18 protein-coding genes are annotated in these 20,368 nt (G+C 70.3%); 15 read left to right on the forward strand and 3 right to left on the reverse strand.

The features are described from left to right. Window positions 1–10: 10 nt before the first annotated feature. The 8 genes from ACZ7L6_RS37100 to ACZ7L6_RS37135 all read left to right on the forward strand — a co-directional run bounded on the left by ACZ7L6_RS37100 (window position 11) and on the right by ACZ7L6_RS37135 (window position 8,639). Window positions 11–1,126 carry a quinone-dependent dihydroorotate dehydrogenase gene (locus ACZ7L6_RS37100; protein WP_471931802.1) on the forward strand — a complete coding sequence of 372 codons (1,116 nt, stop codon included), beginning with the start codon at window positions 11–13 and terminating at the stop codon, window positions 1,124–1,126. Continuing rightward, on the forward strand, window positions 1,123–1,968 hold the full coding sequence (gene pyrF, locus ACZ7L6_RS37105) for an orotidine-5'-phosphate decarboxylase (protein WP_471931804.1): 846 nt from the start codon (window positions 1,123–1,125) through the stop codon (window positions 1,966–1,968). Before ACZ7L6_RS37100 ends, pyrF begins: the two co-directional genes overlap by 4 nt. A gap of 289 nt (window positions 1,969–2,257) precedes the next feature. Further along, window positions 2,258–2,581 (forward strand): integration host factor, encoded by a 324-nt coding sequence (locus ACZ7L6_RS37110; RefSeq protein ID WP_003977346.1) that lies wholly within the window; start codon window positions 2,258–2,260, stop codon window positions 2,579–2,581. Continuing rightward, a complete protein-coding gene (gmk, locus tag ACZ7L6_RS37115) occupies window positions 2,578–3,198 on the forward strand; it encodes a guanylate kinase (RefSeq protein ID WP_471932004.1) in 621 nt (206 codons plus the stop codon). The genes ACZ7L6_RS37110 and gmk overlap by 4 nt, the downstream gene beginning before the upstream one ends. Before the next feature lie 84 nt (window positions 3,199–3,282). Next, window positions 3,283–3,555, forward strand: a complete 273-nt coding sequence (gene rpoZ / locus ACZ7L6_RS37120) for a DNA-directed RNA polymerase subunit omega (RefSeq protein WP_003988945.1) — start codon at window positions 3,283–3,285, stop codon at window positions 3,553–3,555. Between the two features lie 105 nt (window positions 3,556–3,660). Further along, window positions 3,661–4,863: a bifunctional phosphopantothenoylcysteine decarboxylase/phosphopantothenate--cysteine ligase CoaBC gene (gene coaBC / locus ACZ7L6_RS37125; protein WP_471931806.1), complete on the forward strand. Its 1,203-nt coding sequence runs from the start codon at window positions 3,661–3,663 to the stop codon at window positions 4,861–4,863. A gap of 239 nt (window positions 4,864–5,102) precedes the next feature. Continuing rightward, window positions 5,103–6,311, forward strand: a complete 1,209-nt coding sequence (metK, locus tag ACZ7L6_RS37130; RefSeq protein ID WP_471931808.1) for a methionine adenosyltransferase — start codon at window positions 5,103–5,105, stop codon at window positions 6,309–6,311. Between the two features lie 144 nt (window positions 6,312–6,455). Then, window positions 6,456–8,639, forward strand: coding sequence for a primosomal protein N' (locus ACZ7L6_RS37135; RefSeq protein WP_471931810.1), 2,184 nt, complete (start codon window positions 6,456–6,458; stop codon window positions 8,637–8,639). 167 nt (window positions 8,640–8,806) lie between these two features. On the opposite strand, the gene ACZ7L6_RS37140 is transcribed toward ACZ7L6_RS37135, so the two are convergent. Next, on the reverse strand, window positions 8,807–9,349 hold the full coding sequence (locus ACZ7L6_RS37140; protein WP_471931812.1) for a hypothetical protein: 543 nt from the start codon (window positions 9,347–9,349) through the stop codon (window positions 8,807–8,809). A 412-nt stretch (window positions 9,350–9,761) separates the two neighbouring features. Here ACZ7L6_RS37140 and fmt point away from each other — a divergent pair, with 412 nt between their 5' ends. Further along, window positions 9,762–10,694, forward strand: coding sequence for a methionyl-tRNA formyltransferase (gene fmt / locus ACZ7L6_RS37145; protein WP_471931814.1), 933 nt, complete (start codon window positions 9,762–9,764; stop codon window positions 10,692–10,694). A gap of 176 nt (window positions 10,695–10,870) precedes the next feature. Beyond that, the gene (locus tag ACZ7L6_RS37150; protein WP_471931816.1) at window positions 10,871–12,289 is read left to right on the forward strand and encodes an RsmB/NOP family class I SAM-dependent RNA methyltransferase; all 1,419 of its coding nucleotides are present in this window, start codon (window positions 10,871–10,873) and stop codon (window positions 12,287–12,289) included. Between the two features lie 285 nt (window positions 12,290–12,574). On the opposite strand, the gene ACZ7L6_RS37155 is transcribed toward ACZ7L6_RS37150, so the two are convergent. Beyond that, window positions 12,575–14,722 carry an MMPL family transporter gene (locus tag ACZ7L6_RS37155; protein ID WP_471931818.1) on the reverse strand — a complete coding sequence of 716 codons (2,148 nt, stop codon included), beginning with the start codon at window positions 14,720–14,722 and terminating at the stop codon, window positions 12,575–12,577. A gap of 168 nt (window positions 14,723–14,890) precedes the next feature. On the opposite strand from ACZ7L6_RS37155, the gene rpe reads away from it, so the two are divergent. The 3 genes from rpe to ACZ7L6_RS37170 all read left to right on the forward strand — a co-directional run bounded on the left by rpe (window position 14,891) and on the right by ACZ7L6_RS37170 (window position 17,111). Next, complete coding sequence (gene rpe / locus ACZ7L6_RS37160) at window positions 14,891–15,577, forward strand: ribulose-phosphate 3-epimerase (RefSeq protein WP_471931820.1); 687 nt, start codon at window positions 14,891–14,893, stop codon at window positions 15,575–15,577. A 78-nt stretch (window positions 15,578–15,655) separates the two neighbouring features. Next, window positions 15,656–16,699 (forward strand): sugar-binding transcriptional regulator, encoded by a 1,044-nt coding sequence (locus ACZ7L6_RS37165; RefSeq protein ID WP_433037660.1) that lies wholly within the window; start codon window positions 15,656–15,658, stop codon window positions 16,697–16,699. A gap of 91 nt (window positions 16,700–16,790) precedes the next feature. Next, on the forward strand, window positions 16,791–17,111 hold the full coding sequence (locus tag ACZ7L6_RS37170; RefSeq protein ID WP_471931822.1) for a barstar family protein: 321 nt from the start codon (window positions 16,791–16,793) through the stop codon (window positions 17,109–17,111). A 403-nt stretch (window positions 17,112–17,514) separates the two neighbouring features. Here ACZ7L6_RS37170 and ACZ7L6_RS37175 read toward each other — a convergent pair whose 3' ends face one another. Further along, window positions 17,515–18,018, reverse strand: a complete 504-nt coding sequence (locus tag ACZ7L6_RS37175; RefSeq protein ID WP_471931824.1) for a GNAT family N-acetyltransferase — start codon at window positions 18,016–18,018, stop codon at window positions 17,515–17,517. A 480-nt stretch (window positions 18,019–18,498) separates the two neighbouring features. On the opposite strand from ACZ7L6_RS37175, the gene ACZ7L6_RS37180 reads away from it, so the two are divergent. Continuing rightward, on the forward strand, window positions 18,499–19,434 hold the full coding sequence (locus ACZ7L6_RS37180; RefSeq protein ID WP_471931826.1) for a fatty acid desaturase family protein: 936 nt from the start codon (window positions 18,499–18,501) through the stop codon (window positions 19,432–19,434). Further along, window positions 19,427–20,362, forward strand: coding sequence for a class I SAM-dependent methyltransferase (locus ACZ7L6_RS37185; protein WP_471931828.1), 936 nt, complete (start codon window positions 19,427–19,429; stop codon window positions 20,360–20,362). Before ACZ7L6_RS37180 ends, ACZ7L6_RS37185 begins: the two co-directional genes overlap by 8 nt. The last annotated feature ends 6 nt before the right edge of the window (window positions 20,363–20,368 follow it).

The following is a 20,368-nucleotide window of genomic DNA, read 5'->3' on the forward strand; positions in this document are numbered from 1 at the left end:
ACACTGACTGATGTACAAGCTTTTCTTCCGTCTGGTTTTCAAACGGATGGACCCGGAGCAGGCCCACTATCTGGCGTTCCGCTGGATCCGACTCGCCGTCAGGATCCCCGTGCTGCGCACCTTCGTCGCCGCCGCGCTCGCGCCGCGCTACAAGGAACTGCGCACGGAGGCCTTCGGTCTGCGCATGCACGGCCCCTTCGGGCTCGCCGCCGGATTCGACAAGAACGCGATCGCCATCGACGGCATGTCGATGCTGGGCTTCGACCACGTCGAGATCGGCACGGTCACCGGGGAGGCGCAGCCGGGCAACCCCAAGAAGCGGCTCTTCCGGCTCGTGCAGGACCGGGCGCTGATCAACCGCATGGGCTTCAACAACGAGGGCTCGCTGGCCGTCGCCGCCCGCCTGGCGTCCCGTACACCGGTCTTCAAGACCGTCGTGGGCGTCAACATCGGCAAGACCAAGGTCGTCCCGGAGGAGGAGGCCGTCGGCGACTACGTGAAGTCGACGGAGCGGCTGGCGCCGTACGCCGACTACCTGGTGGTCAATGTCTCCTCGCCGAACACGCCCGGCCTGCGCAACCTGCAGGCCACCGAGGCACTGCGCCCGCTGCTGACCGCCGTGCGCGAGGCCGCCGACCGCACGGTCGCGAACCGCCGCGTCCCGCTCCTGGTGAAGATCGCGCCCGACCTCGCCGACGAGGACGTCGACGCGGTCGCCGACCTGGCCGTCGAGCTCGGCCTGGACGGCATCATCGCCACGAACACGACCATCGTGCGCGAGGGGCTCGGTTTGAAATCCGAACCCTCGCTGGTGAAGGAGACCGGGGGGCTCTCGGGGGCGCCGCTGAAGAAGCGCTCCCTGGAGGTTCTGCGGCGCCTGTACGCGCGCGTGGGCGACCGGATCACCCTCGTGGGCGTCGGCGGCATCGAGAACGCCGAGGACGCCTGGGAGCGCATCCTGGCGGGCGCCACGCTGGTCCAGGGATACAGCGCCTTCATCTACGAGGGGCCCTTCTGGGGCCGTGCCATCCACAAGGGCCTCGCCGCCCGCCTCCGCACCAGCCCGTACGACACCCTCGCCGACGCGGTCGGCGCCGACGTCAGGAAGGCAAGGAAGACCGCATGAGCCCTCTGGAACCCTTTGGCGCACGACTTCGCCGGGCCATGGACGAGCGTGGCCCGCTGTGCGTCGGCATCGACCCGCACGCGTCCCTGCTCGCCGAGTGGGGCCTGAACGACGACGTGACCGGCCTGGAGCGGTTCAGCCGCACCGTCGTCGAGGCGATGGCCGACCGGGTCGCCGTGCTCAAGCCGCAGAGCGCGTTCTTCGAGCGCTTCGGCTCGCGCGGCGTCGCCGTCCTGGAGAAGTCGGTCGAGGAGGCACGGGCGGCCGGGGCGCTGGTCGTGATGGACGCCAAGCGCGGCGACATCGGCTCGACCATGGCCGCGTACGCCGAGTCTTTCCTCAGGAAGGACTCCCCGCTCTTCTCGGACGCACTGACCGTCTCGCCGTACCTCGGCTACGGCTCGCTCTCACCTGCCGTCGCGCTGGCCCGGGAGAGCGGCACCGGCCTGTTCGTGCTCGCGCTGACCTCCAACCCGGAGGGCGGGGAGGTCCAGCACGCGATCCGCGCGGACGGCCGCACCGTCGGCGCGACGATGCTGGGGCACCTGGCCGTCGAGAACGCGGGGGAGGAGCCGCTGGGCTCCTTCGGGGCGGTCGTCGGCGCCACCCTTGGCGACCTGTCGACGTACGACCTGGACATCAACGGCCCGCTCCTCGCGCCCGGCATCGGCGCGCAGGGAGCCACGCCGGCCGATCTCCCCCGGGTCTTCGGCGCCGCGGTGCGCAATGTCGTCCCCAACGTCAGCCGGGGCGTGCTGCGACACGGACCCGACGTCGTCGCGCTGCGTGAGGCCGCGTCACGCTTCGCCGACGAAGTCCGGGTCGCTGTGTCGGGCAGCTGACCGCCGTCAGGGGTGTTCGAGGTGGTCGCACGAGACCTCCGATGAGTGACTCCGGGCCGACTTGAGTCTGAATACATCCTCAAATCCGGGGCATTATGTCCTAAATGTCCGGCCTGACGGAGGCTGACCAGGACTTTTCCGCTGTTCTCGCTGACTCTGGCGGACTTGGCCGCTAGTCTCCGACGCAGAGTGAACGGGCAAGCGTGTTGCTCGTGGCTCCCCAGGTGTGGGGCGACTAGGTTCCTCACCGGTCCGTATCCGACAGTTCGACATCCGAGGTGACGTAGGCGTGGCTCTTCCGCCCCTTACCCCTGAACAGCGCGCAGCCGCGCTCGAAAAGGCCGCCGCGGCTCGCCGGGAGCGGGCCGAGGTCAAGAATCGACTCAAGCACTCCGGCGCCTCCCTGCACGAGGTCATCAAGCAGGGCCAGGAGAACGACGTCATCGGCAAGATGAAGGTCTCCGCCCTGCTCGAGTCCCTGCCGGGCGTGGGCAAGGTCCGCGCCAAGCAGATCATGGAGCGACTCGGCATCTCCGAGAGCCGCCGCGTGCGCGGTCTCGGCTCGAACCAGATCGCTTCCCTGGAGCGTGAGTTCGGCAGCACCGGCTCCTGAGTCCGGGTCCTCCGGACCGGGAGTCCCGGGCACTCCGGGATTGCTGGAATAATCGCTGCATGAGTGAACGTCCGCGGCTGACCGTGCTCTCCGGCCCCTCCGGGGTCGGCAAGAGCACGGTCGTCGCCCATATGCGCAAGGAACACCCCGAGGTCTGGCTCTCGGTGTCGGCGACGACCCGCAAGCCCCGCCCCGGCGAGCGGCACGGAGTCCACTACTTCTTCGTCACCGACGAGGAGATGGACAAGCTGATCGCCAACGGCGAGCTGCTGGAGTGGGCCGAGTTCGCCGGCAATCGCTACGGCACGCCGCGTGCGGCCGTGCTGGAGCGGCTGGAGGCGGGCGAGCCCGTGCTCCTGGAGATCGACCTCCAGGGCGCCCGGCAGGTCCGTGAGTCCATGGCGGACGCCCAGCTGGTGTTCCTGGCTCCTCCCTCCTGGGAGGAGCTGGTGCGCAGACTCACCGGACGTGGCACCGAGCCGCCCGAGGTGATCGAGCGCCGCCTGGACGCGGCGAAGGTCGAGCTGGCGGCCGAGCCCGAGTTCGATGTGACCTTGGTCAACACCTCCGTCGAGGACGTGGCGCGCGAGCTGCTAGCCTTGATGGACGTTGTGTGATCGTGGCTGATCGTCCAAGTTTGATCGTTTCGCTCAAACTTGATCATTCACACTGAATCTTTCCCATCCATCGGAAGGTAGAGCGTGTCCTCTTCCATCTCCGCGCCCGAGGGCATCATCAACCCGCCGATCGACGAGCTCCTCGAGGCCACCGACTCGAAGTACAGCCTCGTGATCTACGCGGCCAAGCGCGCCCGCCAGATCAACGCGTACTACTCGCAGCTCGGCGAGGGTCTCCTCGAGTACGTCGGTCCGCTCGTGGACACCCACGTTCACGAGAAGCCGCTCTCGATCGCCCTGCGCGAGATCAACGCGGGTCTGCTGACGTCCGAGGCCGTCGAGGGCCCGGCGCAGTAAGTACGATTTGCAGCTTGCAGCTGACTTTTCCACAGGCCCGGCAGCGCGACTGCCGGGCCTGTGGTGTGTAGTGGAGTCGTACGTTGCCGAGTCCGGGGAGAGACGGTGGACAAGCCGAAGGTCGTTCTGGGGGTCAGCGGTGGCATCGCCGCCTACAAGGCCTGTGAGCTGCTGCGACGGCTGACGGAGTCGGGCCATGACGTCCGCGTCGTCCCGACGGCCTCCGCGCTGCACTTCGTGGGCGCCGCCACCTGGTCCGCCCTCTCCGGCAACCCCGTCTCGACGGAGGTGTGGGACGACGTCCACGAGGTCCCGCACGTCCGTATCGGCCAGCAGGCCGACCTGGTCGTCGTCGCCCCGGCCACGGCCGACACGCTCGCCAAGGCCGCGCACGGCCTCGCCGACGACCTGCTGACCAACACCCTGCTCACCGCCCGCTGTCCGGTGGTCTTCGCCCCCGCCATGCACACCGAGATGTGGGAACACCCGGCCACGCAGGAGAACGTGGCGACGCTGCGGCGGCGCGGCGCGGTCGTCATCGAGCCCGCCGTCGGCCGTCTCACCGGCGTCGACACCGGCAAAGGCCGGCTGCCCGACCCCTCCGAGATCTTCGAGATCTGTCGCCGGGTCCTCGCCCGCGGCGTCACCGAGCCGGACCTCAAGGGCCGGCACGTCGTCATCAGCGCCGGCGGCACCCGCGAGCCCCTCGACCCCGTCCGCTTCCTCGGCAACCGCTCCTCCGGCAAGCAGGGATACGCCCTCGCCCGCACCGCCGCCGCACGGGGTGCCCGCGTCACCCTGATCGCGGCGAACACCGGGCTGCCCGACCCGGCAGGCGTGGACGTCGTGCAGGTGGGCACGGCCGTGCAGCTGCGGGAGGCGGTCCTCAAGGCGGCCGCGGAAGCCGACGCTGTGGTGATGGCGGCGGCGGTAGCGGACTTCCGCCCGGCGACGTACGCCGCCGGAAAGATCAAGAAGAAGGACGACCAGGACCCGGAGCCCATCGTTCTCGTGCGGAATCCGGACATCCTCGCGGAGATCTCGACCGACCGCGCCCGTACCGGCCAGGTGGTCGTCGGCTTCGCCGCCGAGACGGACGACGTCCTGGCCAACGGCCGCAGGAAGCTGGAGCGCAAGGGGTGCGACCTCCTCGTGGTGAACGAGGTGGGCGAGCGCAAGACGTTCGGCTCCGAGGAGAACGAGGCGGTCGTCCTGGGCGCCGACGGCAGTGAGACACCCGTGCCGCACGGACCCAAGGAAGCACTGGCCGAAATCGTGTGGGACCTGGTGACGCGGCGACTGGTGTGAATGTTTGATGCGCTGCGGCTCTCTCCTGAGCATCGCTCGATTCGGGTGTGGCGCCCCTGGCCAAGGGCGCGTGGCATTGGGCAGAATGCCCGTGCCGCAGGTCACAGCGCTCCCGAGAGGCGAGACAGGGGGTCCGTGACCGAGCACGACAGATAAACTGTCCTCGGACGACGCCGGGCGCAGCCCCCGTCCCGTCCACAAATGATCAGCCAGCAGCCGCTGCAACCACAGGGAGCGTTGTGTCCCGTCGCCTGTTCACCTCGGAGTCCGTGACCGAAGGTCACCCCGACAAGATCGCTGACCAGATCAGCGACACCATCCTCGATGCGCTTCTGCGTGAGGACCCGACCTCCCGGGTCGCCGTCGAGACCCTCATCACCACCGGCCTGGTGCACGTGGCCGGCGAGGTCACGACCAAGACGTACGCGGACATCGCGACACTGGTCCGCAACAAGATCCTCGAGATCGGCTACGACTCCTCGAAGAAGGGCTTCGACGGCGCCTCCTGTGGTGTCTCTGTCTCGATCGGCGCGCAGTCGCCGGACATCGCCCAGGGCGTGGACACGGCGTACGAGACCCGGGTCGAGGGCGACGAGGACGAACTGGACCGCCAGGGCGCCGGTGACCAGGGCCTGATGTTCGGCTACGCCTCGGACGAGACGCCGACGCTGATGCCGCTGCCGATCTTCCTGGCGCACCGCCTGTCCAAGCGCCTGTCCGACGTCCGCAAGAACGGCACGATCCCCTACCTGCGCCCCGACGGCAAGACGCAGGTCACCATCGAGTACGACGGCGACAAGGCCGTACGCCTGGACACCGTCGTCGTCTCCTCGCAGCACGCGTCCGACATCGACCTGGACTCCCTCCTGGCGCCCGACATCCGCGAGTTCGTGGTCGAGCCGGAGCTGAAGGCGCTCGTCGACGACGGCATCAAGCTGGACACCGACGGCTACCGTCTGCTGGTCAACCCGACCGGCCGTTTCGAGATCGGCGGCCCGATGGGTGACGCGGGTCTGACCGGCCGGAAGATCATCATCGACACGTACGGCGGCATGGCCCGCCATGGCGGCGGCGCGTTCTCCGGCAAGGACCCGTCCAAGGTGGACCGTTCGGCGGCTTACGCGATGCGCTGGGTCGCCAAGAACGTCGTCGCGGCCGGTCTGGCCTCGCGCTGCGAGGTGCAGGTGGCGTACGCGATCGGCAAGGCCGAGCCGGTGGGCCTGTTCATCGAGACCTTCGGCACGGCCAAGGTCGACGCCGAGAAGATCGAGAAGGCCATCGACGAGGTCTTCGACCTCCGTCCGGCCGCGATCATCCGCGACCTGGACCTGCTCCGCCCGATCTACGCCCAGACCGCGGCGTACGGCCACTTCGGCCGTGAGCTGCCGGACTTCACGTGGGAGCGGACGGACCGCGTGGAGGCGCTGCGGAAGGCTGTGGGGCTGTAAGTCCCGGCGATACGGCTTCGCCGAGGCCCGGTTCCCTTCGGGGGCCGGGCCTCGTCGTTTGTCAGTCCGGAGGAGGGTGCGTTCCGTCGCCGTAGGGGACTCGGGCGGCGTCGGCTGTCAGTGGTGTTTGGTAAGAATGCAAGCGTGAGCAGCGAGAACGGGCAGACGGGTGGTGGGGCCGAGGGGGCGCCGCCCGAGCAGCTTGCGCTCATTCGGGAGAGCGTGCGCAAGGCGAAGGTGCCCAAGGCCAAGCCGCGGACGTGGCGCGGGTCCGCGCTGGCCAGGGAGCTGCCTGTCGCGCGGGTGCTGGTCGACAAGGGTGTGCTGCATCTTGACCGGTACTTCGACTACGCCGTGCCCGAGGAGCTCGACGCCGACGCGCAGCCCGGGGTGCGGGTGCGAGTGCGGTTCGGGGCCGGCCGGCATCGGGTGCGGGAGGGGCGGCGTGAGGGTGGGGGGCTCATCGACGGGTTCCTCGTGGAGCGGCTTGCGGAGTCGGACTACTCCGGGCCTCTGGCGGCTCTCGCGCAGGTCGTGTCGCCCGAGCCGGTCTTGAGTGAGGAGTTGCTGGGGCTTGCGCGGGCCGTTGCCGACCGGTACGCCGGAGGGCTGGCCGATGTGTTGCAGCTGGCCGTGCCGCCGCGGAGTGCCCGGGCCGAGCAGCGGCCTTCGCCGGAGCCGTTGCCGAGGCCCGGTGCTCCTGAGGCGGGGTCCTGGGGGCGGTATGAGCAGGGGCCCGCTTTTCTGGCGGCACTGGCTTCCGGGAGTGCGCCGCGGGCCGTGTGGAATGCGCTGCCCGGCCCCGAGTGGAGTGAGGAGCTGGCCCGGGCCGTCGTGGCGACGCTGGCCTCCGGGCGCGGGGCGCTCGTCGTGCTGCCGGACGGAAGAGCTGTTGCGCGCGTTGACGCTGCCCTGACCTCGCTCATGGGGGAGGGCCGGCATGCGGTGCTGACCGCCGACGCCGGGCCCGAGAAGAGGTATCGGGAGTGGCTCGCGGTGCGGCGGGGCAGCGTACGGGCGGTCGTGGGGACTCGTGCTGCCATGTTCGCGCCCGTGCGGGATCTCGGGCTGGTCGCCCTCTGGGACGACGGCGACGACAGCCACAGTGAGCAGCATGCCCCACAGCCCCATGCGCGGGAAGTTCTCCTGCTGCGCGCCGCGCAGGACAAGTGCGGCTTTCTGCTGGGGAGTTGGAGCTGCACCGTCGAGGCCGCCCAGCTCGTGGAGAGCGGATGGGTCCGGCCCCTGGTCGCCGGGCGGGAGCAGGTGCGGGGTGCGGCTCCGCTCGTACGGACCGTGGGGGACGGGGACCTCGCGCGGGACGAGGCCGCTCGGGCCGCTCGGTTGCCCACGCTGGCATGGCAAGCGGTGCGCGAGGGGCTGCGGCACGGGCCGGTGCTCGTGCAGGTGCCTCGGCGCGGGTACGTGCCGCGGATGGCCTGCGCCAACTGCCGGGCGCCTGCTCGGTGCCGGCACTGCTCCGGGCCGTTGGAGGCGCAGGGCTCCGGGGCTGATCTGCGGTGCGGGTGGTGCGGGCGTGAGGAAGGTGCGTGGCACTGTCCGGAGTGCGGTGGGTTCCGGCTGCGGGCTCAGGTCGTGGGGGCCCGGCGGACCGCCGAGGAGTTGGGGCGGGCGTTCCCATCGGTTCCGGTGCGGACCTCCGGGCGCGAGCATGTGCTGGACACCGTGCCGGGGACGCCTTCGCTGGTCGTGAGCACGCCGGGGGCCGAGCCCGTCGCCGAGGGCGGGTATGCCGCGGCCCTGCTGCTGGACGGCTGGGCCATGCTGGGGCGGCCCGATCTGCGGGCGGGTGAGGACGCGCTGCGGCGGTGGATCGCGGCTGCCTCGCTGGTACGGCCGCAGGGTGCCGGGGGAACGGTGGTCGTTGTCGCCGAGCCCACGCTGCGGCCCGTGCAGGCGCTCGTGCGGTGGGATCCCGTCGGGCATGCGGTGCGCGAGCTCGCCGAGCGAGCCGAGCTCGGATTTCCGCCGGTGTCCCGGATGGCCTCCGTGGCCGGGCCGGGGGAGGCGGTCGCCGAGTTCCTCCGTGCCGTCGAACTGCCGCCGGAGGCCGAGGTCTTGGGGCCCGTGCCCTTGCCTGTCACGCCGGTGGGGCGGCCGCGGCGGACGGGGGCGCCGCCGCCGGGGGAGCACTGGGACCGGGCGTTGATCCGGGTGCCGCCGGGGCGCGGGGCCGCGCTGGCGTCCGCGTTGAAGGCGGCGCAGGCGGCGCGGATGGCTCGTGGGGCCGGGGGCGGGGGCGGCAACGGAGGCGGGGAGGCCGTGGTTCGCGTGCGGGTTCGGATTGATCCGCCTGATATTGGGTGAGCCGGGTGCCCGGTGCCGGTGCCGGTGCCGGTGCCGGGGCTCGGGTGAGTGGCGTGTGCGTGGTGTGCAGGCCCAAGCCGGTCCGCTGCCCGTGCGGTCGGCTCTTCCGGATCCCGGCATGGCTCTGCCCTCCCGGGTGCGCTCCGGGAGGGCAGAGTGATGGGGTGTCAGCCGTTGCGAGGGCCGGGGAAGGCCGTGGGCCTGGCCTCGTCGCGAAGGCCGGGGCTGCCTGCCGTCGGCTGTGTCGGCATCGAGCGGGCCGCGGGGACCGTAGGAACGGTGGGGATGGCGGTGGTGACGTTGACCGAACGGCTTCCCGAGGGCTCGGTCGTACGCTCGGTCTCGGCTGCCGCCTGGGCGGCGGCGCGGCGTGCGCCGTAGCGGCGGTGGACCGCCTGCTTGGTGACGCCGAGGGCCGAACCGACCGCGTCCCAGGAGAAGCCGAGTGAGCGGTCGAAGTCCACGGCCGCCGTGACCAGGGTCTCGACACTGTCCCGCAGCTCCTGGGCGAGACGGACCGTCGGGGCGGGGGCGCGTCCGTAGACGACGAAGCCCGTGGAGGGACCGGAGCGGCGCGGGCGGTAGACGTTGCCCAGTTGCGCGGTGAGCGTGCGCAGTGCGTCCACCTGCCGGCGGACCCGCTCGATGTCCCGCACCAGCAAGTGCAGGCTGGCCCGAGCCTGGGCGTCGTGGGTTGCGTGGTCGGCCATGAACAAGCCTCTCGAACCGGCGTGAAAAGGAGTGGGCCGCGAGTACGGCGGGTGCGGCCCGTTGTGGTCAACTCTTTCTTGACCAACGCGGGATCGCTCCGCGGGTCACGCATTGGGGGCGTGTGGGCATATGCCTACGCTCCCTGTGTGGGGGTGTGCGCCTCGGCCGTCGGCCTCGGGTGCTTGCCCGCCCTCGCACGACCCGTTTCCAGTCGGCCACGAGGCTGGGCTCTCCCGTGGCGGTTGCTCGTCGTCGGCGGCTCTCCGTCCGTGGGCATGGCTTGCTGTCGTTCGTGGCTTCCGGGACCTGCGCCCCGCCCGCGCGCGCATGTACCGCGCAGCCCTCGACCGCGGCCACATAAACTTGTGCGTTGCCCGCAACAACCCCCGCCCGAGAGGCCCGAACCCACCCATGAAGCTTGTCTTCGCCGGTACCCCCGAGGTCGCCGTTCCCGCTCTGGACGCTCTGATCGCCTCCGGGCGGCATGAGGTGGCCGCCGTCGTCACGCGGCCCGACGCGCCGGCCGGGCGTGGGCGCAGGCTGGTGGCGAGTCCGGTGGCCGAACGGGCCGAGGAGGCCGGGATCGAGGTGCTCAAGCCCGCCAGGCCGCGGGACCCCGAGTTCCTCGAGCGGCTCAGGGAGATCGCGCCCGACTGCTGTCCCGTCGTCGCCTACGGCGCCCTGCTGCCGCGCGTCGCCCTCGACATTCCGGCCCACGGCTGGGTCAACCTGCACTTCTCGCTGCTGCCCGCCTGGCGGGGGGCCGCGCCCGTGCAGCACGCCATCATGGCCGGTGACGAGATCACCGGGGCCTCCACCTTCCTGATCGAGGAAGGGCTCGACTCCGGCCCCGTCTACGGCACCGTCACCGAGGAGATCCGGCCCACCGACACCAGCGGCGACCTGCTGACCCGGCTCGCCTTCGCGGGCGCCGGGCTGCTGGCCGCGACCATGGACGGGATCGAGGACGGCACCTTGAAGGCCGTTCCGCAGCCGTCCGATGGGGTCACCCTGGCCCCCAAGGTCAACGTCGAGGACGCCCGCATCGACTGGAACGCGCCCTCCCTGCGCGTCGACCGTGTCGTGCGCGGGTGCACCCCTGCCCCGGGTGCCTGGACGACCTTCCGCGGTGAGCGGCTCAAGCTCATCCACGTGCAGCCGGTGCCCGGGCGGGACGATCTCGCGCCCGGTGCGCTCTCCGTCGGGAAGAACAATGTGTACGTCGGGACCGGGTCGTACGCCGTCGAGTTGCTGTGGGTGCAGGCTCAGGGCAAGAAGCCGATGCGGGCGGCCGATTGGGCGCGGGGTGTGCGGATCGCCGATGGTGAGGTCCTCGGCGTCTGATCGGCCGACTGTCGCTGTCGCTTGCTGACTGCCCGAATGCCGGGTGCGTGGAGGCCGGCTGCCGGGTGGTGTGCGGCTGGCCCCTGCGCTGATCGCCGGACCGCCCTGCGCGGCGGGTGCCCTGTGCGACGTACGCTGTGTGCATACCTCATCCAGCAATCCGGAGCACCTTTTTCGTGAGCGACACCTCCCGTCGGCCCCGCAAACCCGGCAAGCCGTACCGACGGCCCCAGAAGGACCCCGTCCGCATCCTCGCCTTCGAGGCGTTGCGTGCCGTGGACGAGCGGGACGCGTACGCCAACCTCGTTCTGCCGCCGCTGCTGCGCAAGGCGCGGGAGAAGGGTGACTTCGACGGGCGGGACGCCGCGCTCGCGACCGAGCTGGTGTACGGGACGCTGCGGCGGCAGGGGACGTATGACGCCGTCATCTCCGCCTGTGTGGACCGGCCGCTGCGTGAGGTCGATCCGCCGGTGCTCGATGTGCTGAGCCTCGGTGTGCATCAGCTGCTCGGGACGCGGATTCCCGCGCATGCCGCGGTGTCCGCGTCCGTCGAGCTGGCTCGTGTCGTGCTCGGTGACGGGCGGGCCAAGTTCGTCAACGCCGTGCTGCGCAAGGTCGCGCAGGACGATCTCGACGGGTGGATCGAGCGGGTCGCGCCGCCGTACGACGAGGATCCCGAGGACCATCTCGCCGTCGTGCACTCGCATCCCCGGTGGGTCGTGTCGGCGCTCTGGGACTCGCTCGGTGGTGGGCGGGCCGGGATCGAGCGGTTGCTGGCGGCCGACAACGAGCGGCCCGAGGTGACTCTGGTCGCGCGGCCGGGGCGGGCCACGACCGAGGAACTGCTCGGTGAGGAGGCCGCCGTGCCGGGGCGCTGGTCGCCCTTTGCCGTGCGGCTTGCCGAAGGCGGGGAGCCGGGGGCGATCGAGGCCGTGCGGGAAGGGCGTGCGGGGGTGCAGGACGAGGGGAGTCAGCTGGTTGCCCTCGCCCTCGCGAACGCTCCGCTGGACGGGCCCGATGCGCGGTGGCTCGACGGGTGTGCCGGGCCCGGGGGCAAGGCGGCGCTGCTCGGGGCGCTTGCCGCCGAGCGGGGGGCCGTGTTGCTCGCCTCCGAGAAGCAGCCGCATCGGGCCGGGCTTGTGGCCAAGGCGCTGGAGGGCAATCCGGGGCCGTATCAGGTCATCGCTGCCGATGGGACGCGGCCGGCCTGGCGGGCCGGCAGCTTCGACCGGGTGCTGGTGGATGTTCCGTGCACCGGGTTGGGGGCGTTGCGGCGGCGGCCTGAGGCGCGGTGGCGGCGGAGGCCGGAGGATCTGGAGGGGTTTGCGCCTCTGCAGCGGGGGTTGTTGCGGGCGGCTCTTGATGCTGTGCGGGTGGGTGGGGTGGTGGGGTATGCCACCTGTTCGCCGCATCTTGCTGAGACGCGGGTGGTTGTCGAGGACGTGTTGAAGCAGCGGGGGGACGGGGAGCTGGTGGATGCCCGGCCCTTGTTGCCTGGGGTGCCGGAGCTGGGGGAGGGGCCTGATGTGCAGTTGTGGCCTCATCTGCATGGGACTGACGCGATGTACTTGGCGCTGATTCGGCGGGTGGGCTGACGGGGGCTGCGACCGGCTGTCGGGCGTCTGCCGGCGGGTGGTGGGGTGCCGTTGTGGTTCGCCCCCGCCGCCCCTACCCGTCGCATCCCCAGGGGCGCTGCCCCTTCGGCCCCGCCAGGGGGCTCCGCCCCCTGGACCCCCGTCGGCCCTGAAGGGGCCTTGTCCTCAAACGCCGGACGGGCTGGGATGCCCGGATCGGCGTCGTGAGGTGGCCGCCCCCTGTGGGTGGGTGGGGGACAGGGATGGCTGTATGGCCGGCGTGGCCGCCACCCCGCCGAACCTCGCTCACCCGGTGCGCTTCGCGACGCTTTCCTCCCGCGCCAGGCTGTGGGGCCACCACACCCGCGGTCCCACGTCCAGGAACAGCGCCGTCACCAGTACCGAGCGCACTATGAACGTGTCCAGCAGGACTCCCAGGGCGACCGCGAAGCCGATTTCCGCGAAGGCGACCATGGGGAGGGTGCCGAGGGCGGCGAAGGTGCCGGCGAGGACCAGGCCCGCCGAGGTGATCACGGCGCCTGTTGCCGCGAGGCCCGTCACCACACCTGGGCGGGTGCCCTGGTGGGCTGCCTCCTCGCGGATGCGGGTCGTGAGGAAGATGTTGTAGTCGATGCCCAGGGCGACGAGGAAGACGAAGACGAACAGGGGGAAGTCGGTCGACTCGCCCGCGTAGTCGAAGAGGTGGCGGAATGCCAGAGCGCTGATGCCCAGGGCGGCCGTGAAGGACAGGATCACCGTGCCGATCAGCAGGAGCGGGGCGATCAGGGCGCGGAGCAGCGCGCACAGGATCAGCAGGACCACCAGCAGGACCAGCGGGATGATCAGTACGTTGTCGTGCGTCGTCGCCCTGTCCATGTCCAGCAGGGCCGCTGTACCGCCGCCCACCTGCGCGTCGGCGTCCGGCACCGCGTGCACGGCGTCGCGGACCCGTTCGACGGTCTGCTTCGCGGCCTCGCTGTCGGCCGGAGCGGTCATCGTCGCCTCGAAGAGGACCTTGCCGTCGTACGACGGTTTCGTGCCCGGCGGCAGGCCCAGGGAGTCGGCGACCACGCCTGGTGTCCCGGCGACCGCGCGGCCCACCTGCTGAGCCTGTGCCTGGTTGCTGACGATGACCAGCGGGTCGCCGCTGCCGGCCGGGAAGTAGCGGGCGGAGACCTCCTGGCCGGTGATCGAGTCGGGTTTGTCCGTGAACGCGTCCGCGTTGCTCAAGCCCTCGGCGCGCAGCTGGATCAGGCCCAGGGAGCAGACCGCGAGGGCGATCGCCGTCACGGCCCAGACCATGCGCGGGCGGTGGGCGATACGGCGGCCCATGCGCGCCCAGATGCCTCGCTTGTCCGGGTTCTCGGTACCCAGGTGCGGGATCACCGGCCAGAAGATCCAGCGGCCGACGATGACGAGGAGGGCGGGGAACAGGGTCAGCATCGCCAGGAGGCCGACCGCCACGCCGATCGCCGCCACCGGGCCGAGGCCGCGCGTCGAGTTCATCTCCGCCGCCAGCAGCACCAGCATGCTCAGGACGACGGTCGCGCCGGATGCGATCACTGCCGGGCCCGCGCGGTGCAGGGCCAGGGCCATCGCCTCGTGGCGGTCCTCGTGACGGCGTAGTTCCTCCCGGTAGCGGGCGACCAGCAAGAGGGCGTAGTCGGTGCCCGCGCCGAAGACCAGGACGGTGAGGATGCCTGCGCTCTGGCCGTTGACGGTCAGGCCCGCGTGCTCCGCCAGGAGGTAGATGAAGGCCTGCGCGGTGAACAGGGCCGCGATCACGGAGAGGAGGGGGATCAGGAGAAGGGTCGGGCTGCGGTAGGTGAGGAGGAGCATGACGATGACCACCGTCATCGCCGAGAGCAGCAGGGTGGAGTCGATGCCCTCGAAGGCCTCCGAGAAGTCCGCGGACGTGCCGCCCGGGCCCGTGATGTGCACGGCGAGTCCGCCGCCGCCCTCACCCACGACGTCCCGGATGGAGTCGACGGCGGGCGCGATGCGCTCCCAGCCCTTCTCGTCCATCGTGATCGGGACCTGGACCTGGGCGGCGCGCGGATCCACCTCGCGGTCGAGGACCGGGCCCCGCGTCTCGGCGCCCCGGATGCCGTGGTCGGTCAGCTGCTTGAGCCGGCCCACGTCCTCGGTGATCGCCGCCCGGTCCTGTGCCGTCAGGCCGCCGTCACGGGCGTAGACGACGACCGCGGGGATCTGTTCCGGCCTGAAGTTCTCGGAGATCTCCAGGACTTGAGTGGATTCAGCGGACCCCGGCAGCCAGGAGGCCGCGTCGTTGTCCTGCGCGTCGGTCAGCTTCTGGGCGAACGGCGCCGTCACGAACAGCACCACCAGCCACAGGACGAGCACCACCCACTTGGCGCGTCGCCCGCAGACCAGATGCGCCACGCCCCGCTGTCCCGATGGCGTCTGCCGCTTCTTCTCCTGGATCTCCGTCATGGCCACCCCCGCAGCCGAACAACGATCCGGTCAACCAGTACAAAAGATCCGGTCAACCATCCGGTCGGCCGCCCAGCATGGCACGCGCGAACCGGACACAACATCCGATGAACGTCTTAGGTCTGTACCGGCGCGAACATTCGTGCTCCGGCATGGCAGTCTTGGGTCATGGCCGTGCAGATCAACCCCAGCATCCTGTCCGCCGACTTCGCCCGCCTCGCGGACGAGGCGAAGGCGGTCGAGGGAGCCGACTGGCTCCACGTCGACGTCATGGACAACCATTTCGTCCCGAACCTCACGCTCGGCGTGCCGGTCGTAGAATCCCTGGCCCGTGCGACGGACACCCCGCTGGACTGCCATCTGATGATCGAGGCCCCCGATCGGTGGGCACCCCAGTACGTCGAAGCGGGGGCCTCCTCCGTCACCTTTCATGTCGAGGCCGCCGCGGCACCCGTGCGGCTGGCCCGGGAGATCCGGGCCAAGGGCGCCCGTGCCTCCATGGCGCTCAAGCCCGCGACGCCCATCGAGCCGTACGAGGATCTGCTCCCCGAACTCGACATGCTGCTGATCATGACCGTCGAGCCGGGCTTCGGTGGTCAGGCGTTTCTCGACATCATGCTTCCGAAGATCCGTCGCACCCGCGAGTTGATCAGCAAGCACGGCCTGCAGCTGTGGCTCCAGGTGGACGGTGGCGTCGCCGCTTCCACCATCGAGCAGTGTGCCGAGGCGGGCGCCGATGTCTTCGTCGCCGGTTCGGCGGTGTACGGGGCCGAGGACCCGGCCGAAGCGGTCCGAGCGCTGCGTGCTCAGGCGGAGGCGGTCACGAAGACCGCAGCCTGGGCATGCGACCACTGAGCCAAGACAACGTGAACGGCGCCCATCAGGGCGGATCAAGAGCGCCGGATCTGCAAGGATGAACGGCGAATCCAGAGTGTGAACAGCAGTGAGGAGATCGCCGTGTCGGGTATGTCGGCGGGCCGGTCAGCCATGCGGATGGGACCCGCTGAGCTGGTGCAGGCGGCGGCCATGGCCCGCCGCTTCTACCTCGAGGGCAAGTCCAAGATCCAGATCGCGGAGGAGTTCGGCGTCAGCCGCTTCAAGGTGGCCCGGGTCCTGGAGACCGCTCTCGAACGGGATCTGGTGCGCATCGAGATCCGTGTGCCGGCCGAGCTGGACGCCGAGCGCTCGGACGCGCTGCGTGCCCGGTACGGCCTCAGGCATGCCGTCGTGGTCGAGTCGCCGGCCGAGGCCGAGGAGACGCCCGACCCCGAGAACCTGGGAGAAGTGGCCGCCGACCTGCTCGGCGAGCTGGTGAACGAGGGCGATGTGCTGGGCCTGGCGTGGGGCCGGTCAACCATCCACATGGCGGCCGCCCTCGACCGGCTGCCGCCCTGCACCGTGGTGCAGCTGACGGGCGTGTACGACGCCGGGACCGCCGAGCGCGGTTCGGTCGAGGCGGTGCGCCGTGCCGCGCAGGTCTCCGGCGGCGACGCGCACCCCATCTACGCGCCGATGCTGCTGCCGGACGCGGCCACCGCGGCGGCGCTGCGCCACCAGACCGGGATCGCCCGGGCCTTCGAGTACTTCGACAAGGTCACGGTCGCCTGCGTCTCCATCGGCTCCTGGGAGCCGGGCATCTCTACGGTGCACGACATGCTCAGCGACGAGGAGCGGGCGCACTACGCCTCCCTCGGCGTCGCCGCCGAGATGTCCGCGCACCTCTTCGACGCCGAGGGACGCCGGGTCGGGCGGGACCTGGGGGAGCGGTGCATCACCGTCAAGGCCGACCAGCTCCGCCGTATCCCCGAGGTCGTCGCCATCGCGGGCGGGGCGCGCAAGGCGTCCGCGATCGACGCGGTGCTGCGCTCGGGGCTCGTCACCAGCCTGGTGACGGACACCTCGGCGGCGGACGTCCTGATGACGGCGGGGCCGACTCCGAAGCCCGCGCTCAACAGGGCGGATCCTGACGGACACTGACGGAGACTGACAGGACGTCAGGAGGGGGCGGCCACGGTGCCGTCCCCTCCTTTCTTTCATCGACGATCACTACGACCTGGGCGGTACCGAGATGACGGAACTCGTGGTCACGCTGGACCTCGACGGGGTCGCGGACAAGGCGGGCCTGATGGACCGCTGTGTCCAGGCCCTGGAGCTGCCCGACTGGTTCGGCCGCAACTGGGACGCCCTCGCCGACAGCCTCGCCGACCCCTCCGTGTGGCCCGCCGAGGCTGCGGACGGACTCCTGGTCGTCGTACGGAACTGGCAGCCGTACGCGAAGGCGCGGCCGGAGGAGTGGGAGATCGCCCAGGAGGTGTTCTCCGCGGCTGTGGACCGGGCACCGTCGCTCACCGTGATGCTCGCTCTGGGAGGACCGGGCGCCGGGCGGTGAGCCGCCAGGACAGGCCGTGACATGCCGCGGCGCCCCCGCCAGGGTCCTCTCCTCGCGGGGGCACCGCCGTGTCGTGCGGGCTCCGTGTCACGCGACCCGTTCCGCCTCGGCCGACGGCAGCAGCCGTAGCACCGTCCGTCCGACTGCCCACCCATGACCGTGCCGCTCACCAAGCGCCGGCAGCCCGCTGCGCTCGACGGGCCACCGGCACGGCAGCGCACCGAGCGCGCTTCGGCCGGCACGACGCCTCAGGGGCGTCGGCGGGCCCCATGAGCCCGATGGGCGGTCACGGCGACGCGATGCGCCGGACTCGCCGCAGGGCACCCCCGCTGTGCTCACGAGACCGTGTCGTCACACTGCCGGGCATGCGGGAATGTGACGACACGGCCTGAGGCGCGGCTGTTCAGAGTTCCTTGCGCATGCAGGCCCGCGGCCACCTGTCCAGTCCGTGCGCGGCTTCCGCGGCCCGGATTTCGCGGAGTCCCGCAGTCCACTCCGTCTCTGGCAGCAGTCGGAATCCGAGCTTCTCGTAGTACGGCCCGTTCCAGACCACCTCGGTGAACGTGGTGAGGGTGAGTGCCGGGGCACCCTGCGCTCTGGCCCATTCCGCGGCATGGTCGATGAGCGCCTTCCCGATCCTCTTCCGGGCGTGGCCGGGGTGCACGGACACCTGCTCGACGTGTCCGTTGCCGTCCACCAGTTCCGCGATCAGGTAAGCGACGGGGAGATCGCCGTCGGCCGCCCATACCCATGCCCGCCCGTCCCGCTCGTACTCGCCGAGGACCTTGAGCGACGGCGGCTCGTCCTCCGCGACCGCGACCATGCCGATGTCGGCGAAGACCTTTCCGGCTGCGCGCTCGATGTCCTGCAGAATCGGCAGCTCCGCCGCTCTGGCCAACCGGATCATGACTCTCCCTCGTCCAGCCCGTGTGGTCGTGGAACGCAGCGTAGCCGCCCGTGGCCGAGCCGACCTGACCTTGGTTGGACAACGTCCAATCAGCAGAAGTGAGTAGTGACTACTCAGGCGGCCCGTCGGCCCTCGTGCTCTGCTTGCCGTCAGGTGAACGAGCCGCGCAGGAAGTGTGAGCGCGACGAGGTGCGAGTGCCTTCGTCGGCTGCTCAACGGGGGATTCAGGGATATCGGGGGCTTTTAGGGGGGGCGGGGGTTTCTGGGGATTCCCGGGTTGCGGGGGATTCTCATGTCTTGATCGCTGTCGCGATTTCCGGAGTGGGCCCCTGCTGCGGCCCCACCGGAAAGGCCCACGACTTCGGACGGCCCACAACAACGGGACGGGCTCACAACAAAGGGCGGGAAGAATTAATGGACTCGGCAACGGGCGGAACCCGGCGGAAGGGGAATCCGGGGTCCCCCCACCTACCGTCGATCGTGTCCGAGGACGGCGTACGGTGGGTCGACTACCGCAAGACGCTGCAGCCGCGCTACGGAATCGTGTGGCGTGACATCGGCTTCTGCTATCTGTTCCTGGCCGTCGGCCTCCTCGCCGTTCCGCTCACGTCGCAGGCGCTGTCCGCGCGAGCGGCCGCCGTACTCGTCGTCCCCGCGGCCTGCTGGACCGGGTTCTGGCTGCACTCGCTGTTCCTGTTCGGCCACGAGGCCGCGCACGCCAACCTCGCGCCACGCCGCAAGGTCAACGACCGGCTGGGTGACTGGTTCGTCTGGATCCTCTACGGCTCCACGACCGTCAACTACCGCTACACGCACATGACGCACCATGCTCACCTCGGCGACCACGAGGACACGGAAACCACCTACCACCTCTGTCTTTCCGTACTGAACATGCTGAAGGCGGTCACCGGAATCCACGTGTTGGAGGTCCTGCTCCGCAACCGGGGGCACAGCGACGGACGGAAGAAGTCCAGTCGTACGTCCAGCGGTCTGCTGGCCTCCCTGCGCTCGTTCGCCGTCCACGCGGCGATCGTCGCCGGGCTGATCGTGGCCGGCTCCGGGCTCGGCGCACTGACCTGGGTCATCGCAGTAGGAGCGGTGTTCCCGCTGCTGGCGACCGTACGAACGATCGTCGAGCACCGGCACCTCGATGCCCCCTGCGACGTCGACTTCTCGGTCGAACTGCACGGGCCGGTGAACCGGTTGTTCGGCACGGGACCGGTGTCGCGGACCTTCGGCTCGGCCGGCTTCAACCAGCACCTGCTGCACCACTGGGATCCGGCGATCTCGTACACCCGCTTCGCGGAGATGGGGGAGTTCCTGTCCCGTACCCCGCTCGCCGCGGAGATGGAGGCCAGTCGCACCGGATACGGCGCGGCCATCAGGACGCTGATAATGGAGGCCCGTCATGGCTGAGAATTTGATGGCTTGTCCGGTCTGCGGGGAAACCGCGGTCGAATTGTTCGCCAAGGCGTACGACAAGGAATACTTCACCAGCGACAAGGAATACAGCTACGCGCAGTGCCCCTCGTGCACCGCGGTCTATCTGGACTCGCCGCCGGCGGACCGACTCGACGAGATCTATCCGCCCAACTACTACTCCTACGGCGGCATCGCCGAGTCGACCACCTTCACCGAGCGCATCAAGGAATGGCTGGACGGGCGCATGCTCGCGAAGCTGCTGAAGGCCATTCCCGGCGAAAAACTGCGGGTGCTCGACGTCGGCGGCGGTGCCGGCTGGCTGCTCACCACCGTGCGCCGGGCGGACAAGCGGGTGACGGAGACCCACGAGGTCGATCTGCAGGCCGCGGCCGCACCGCTGGCCGAAGCGGCGGGACACGTCTACCACTGCATGCCCATCGAGGAGTTCACGTCGGACGAGCCGTTCGACCTGATCCTGATGATGAGCATCATCGAGCACGTGCCCGACCCGCGGAAGGTCATGGCCGCGATGGCCGGCCTGCTGTCGGAGAACGGCGTCCTGCTGATGAAGACGCCCAACACCGCCACCGTCGACGCCCGTATCTTCCGGCACCGCAACTGGGGCGGACTGCACTGCCCCCGCCACTTCGTGCTGTTCACCGAGCCGGGACTGGACCGGCTCGGCTCCGAGGTGGGTCTCACCAAGGCGGACAGCTACTACACCCAGGGTGCGCCCCAGTGGGCGATCAGCGTGATGGCGTGGCTCAGCGACCGCGGCTGGATCAAGGTCAGCCCGCAGCGGCCCGCCTACATGAACCGCGTGTACGAGCCGCTGACCGCGTTCTTCGCCGGCATCGACTTTCTGCGCGCCAAGTTCAGCCCCACCGCCCAGATGATGATCAGTTTCAAACGAGCCGCCTGACGGCGG

Source organism: Streptomyces sp. NPDC107522, from assembly GCF_055657525.1.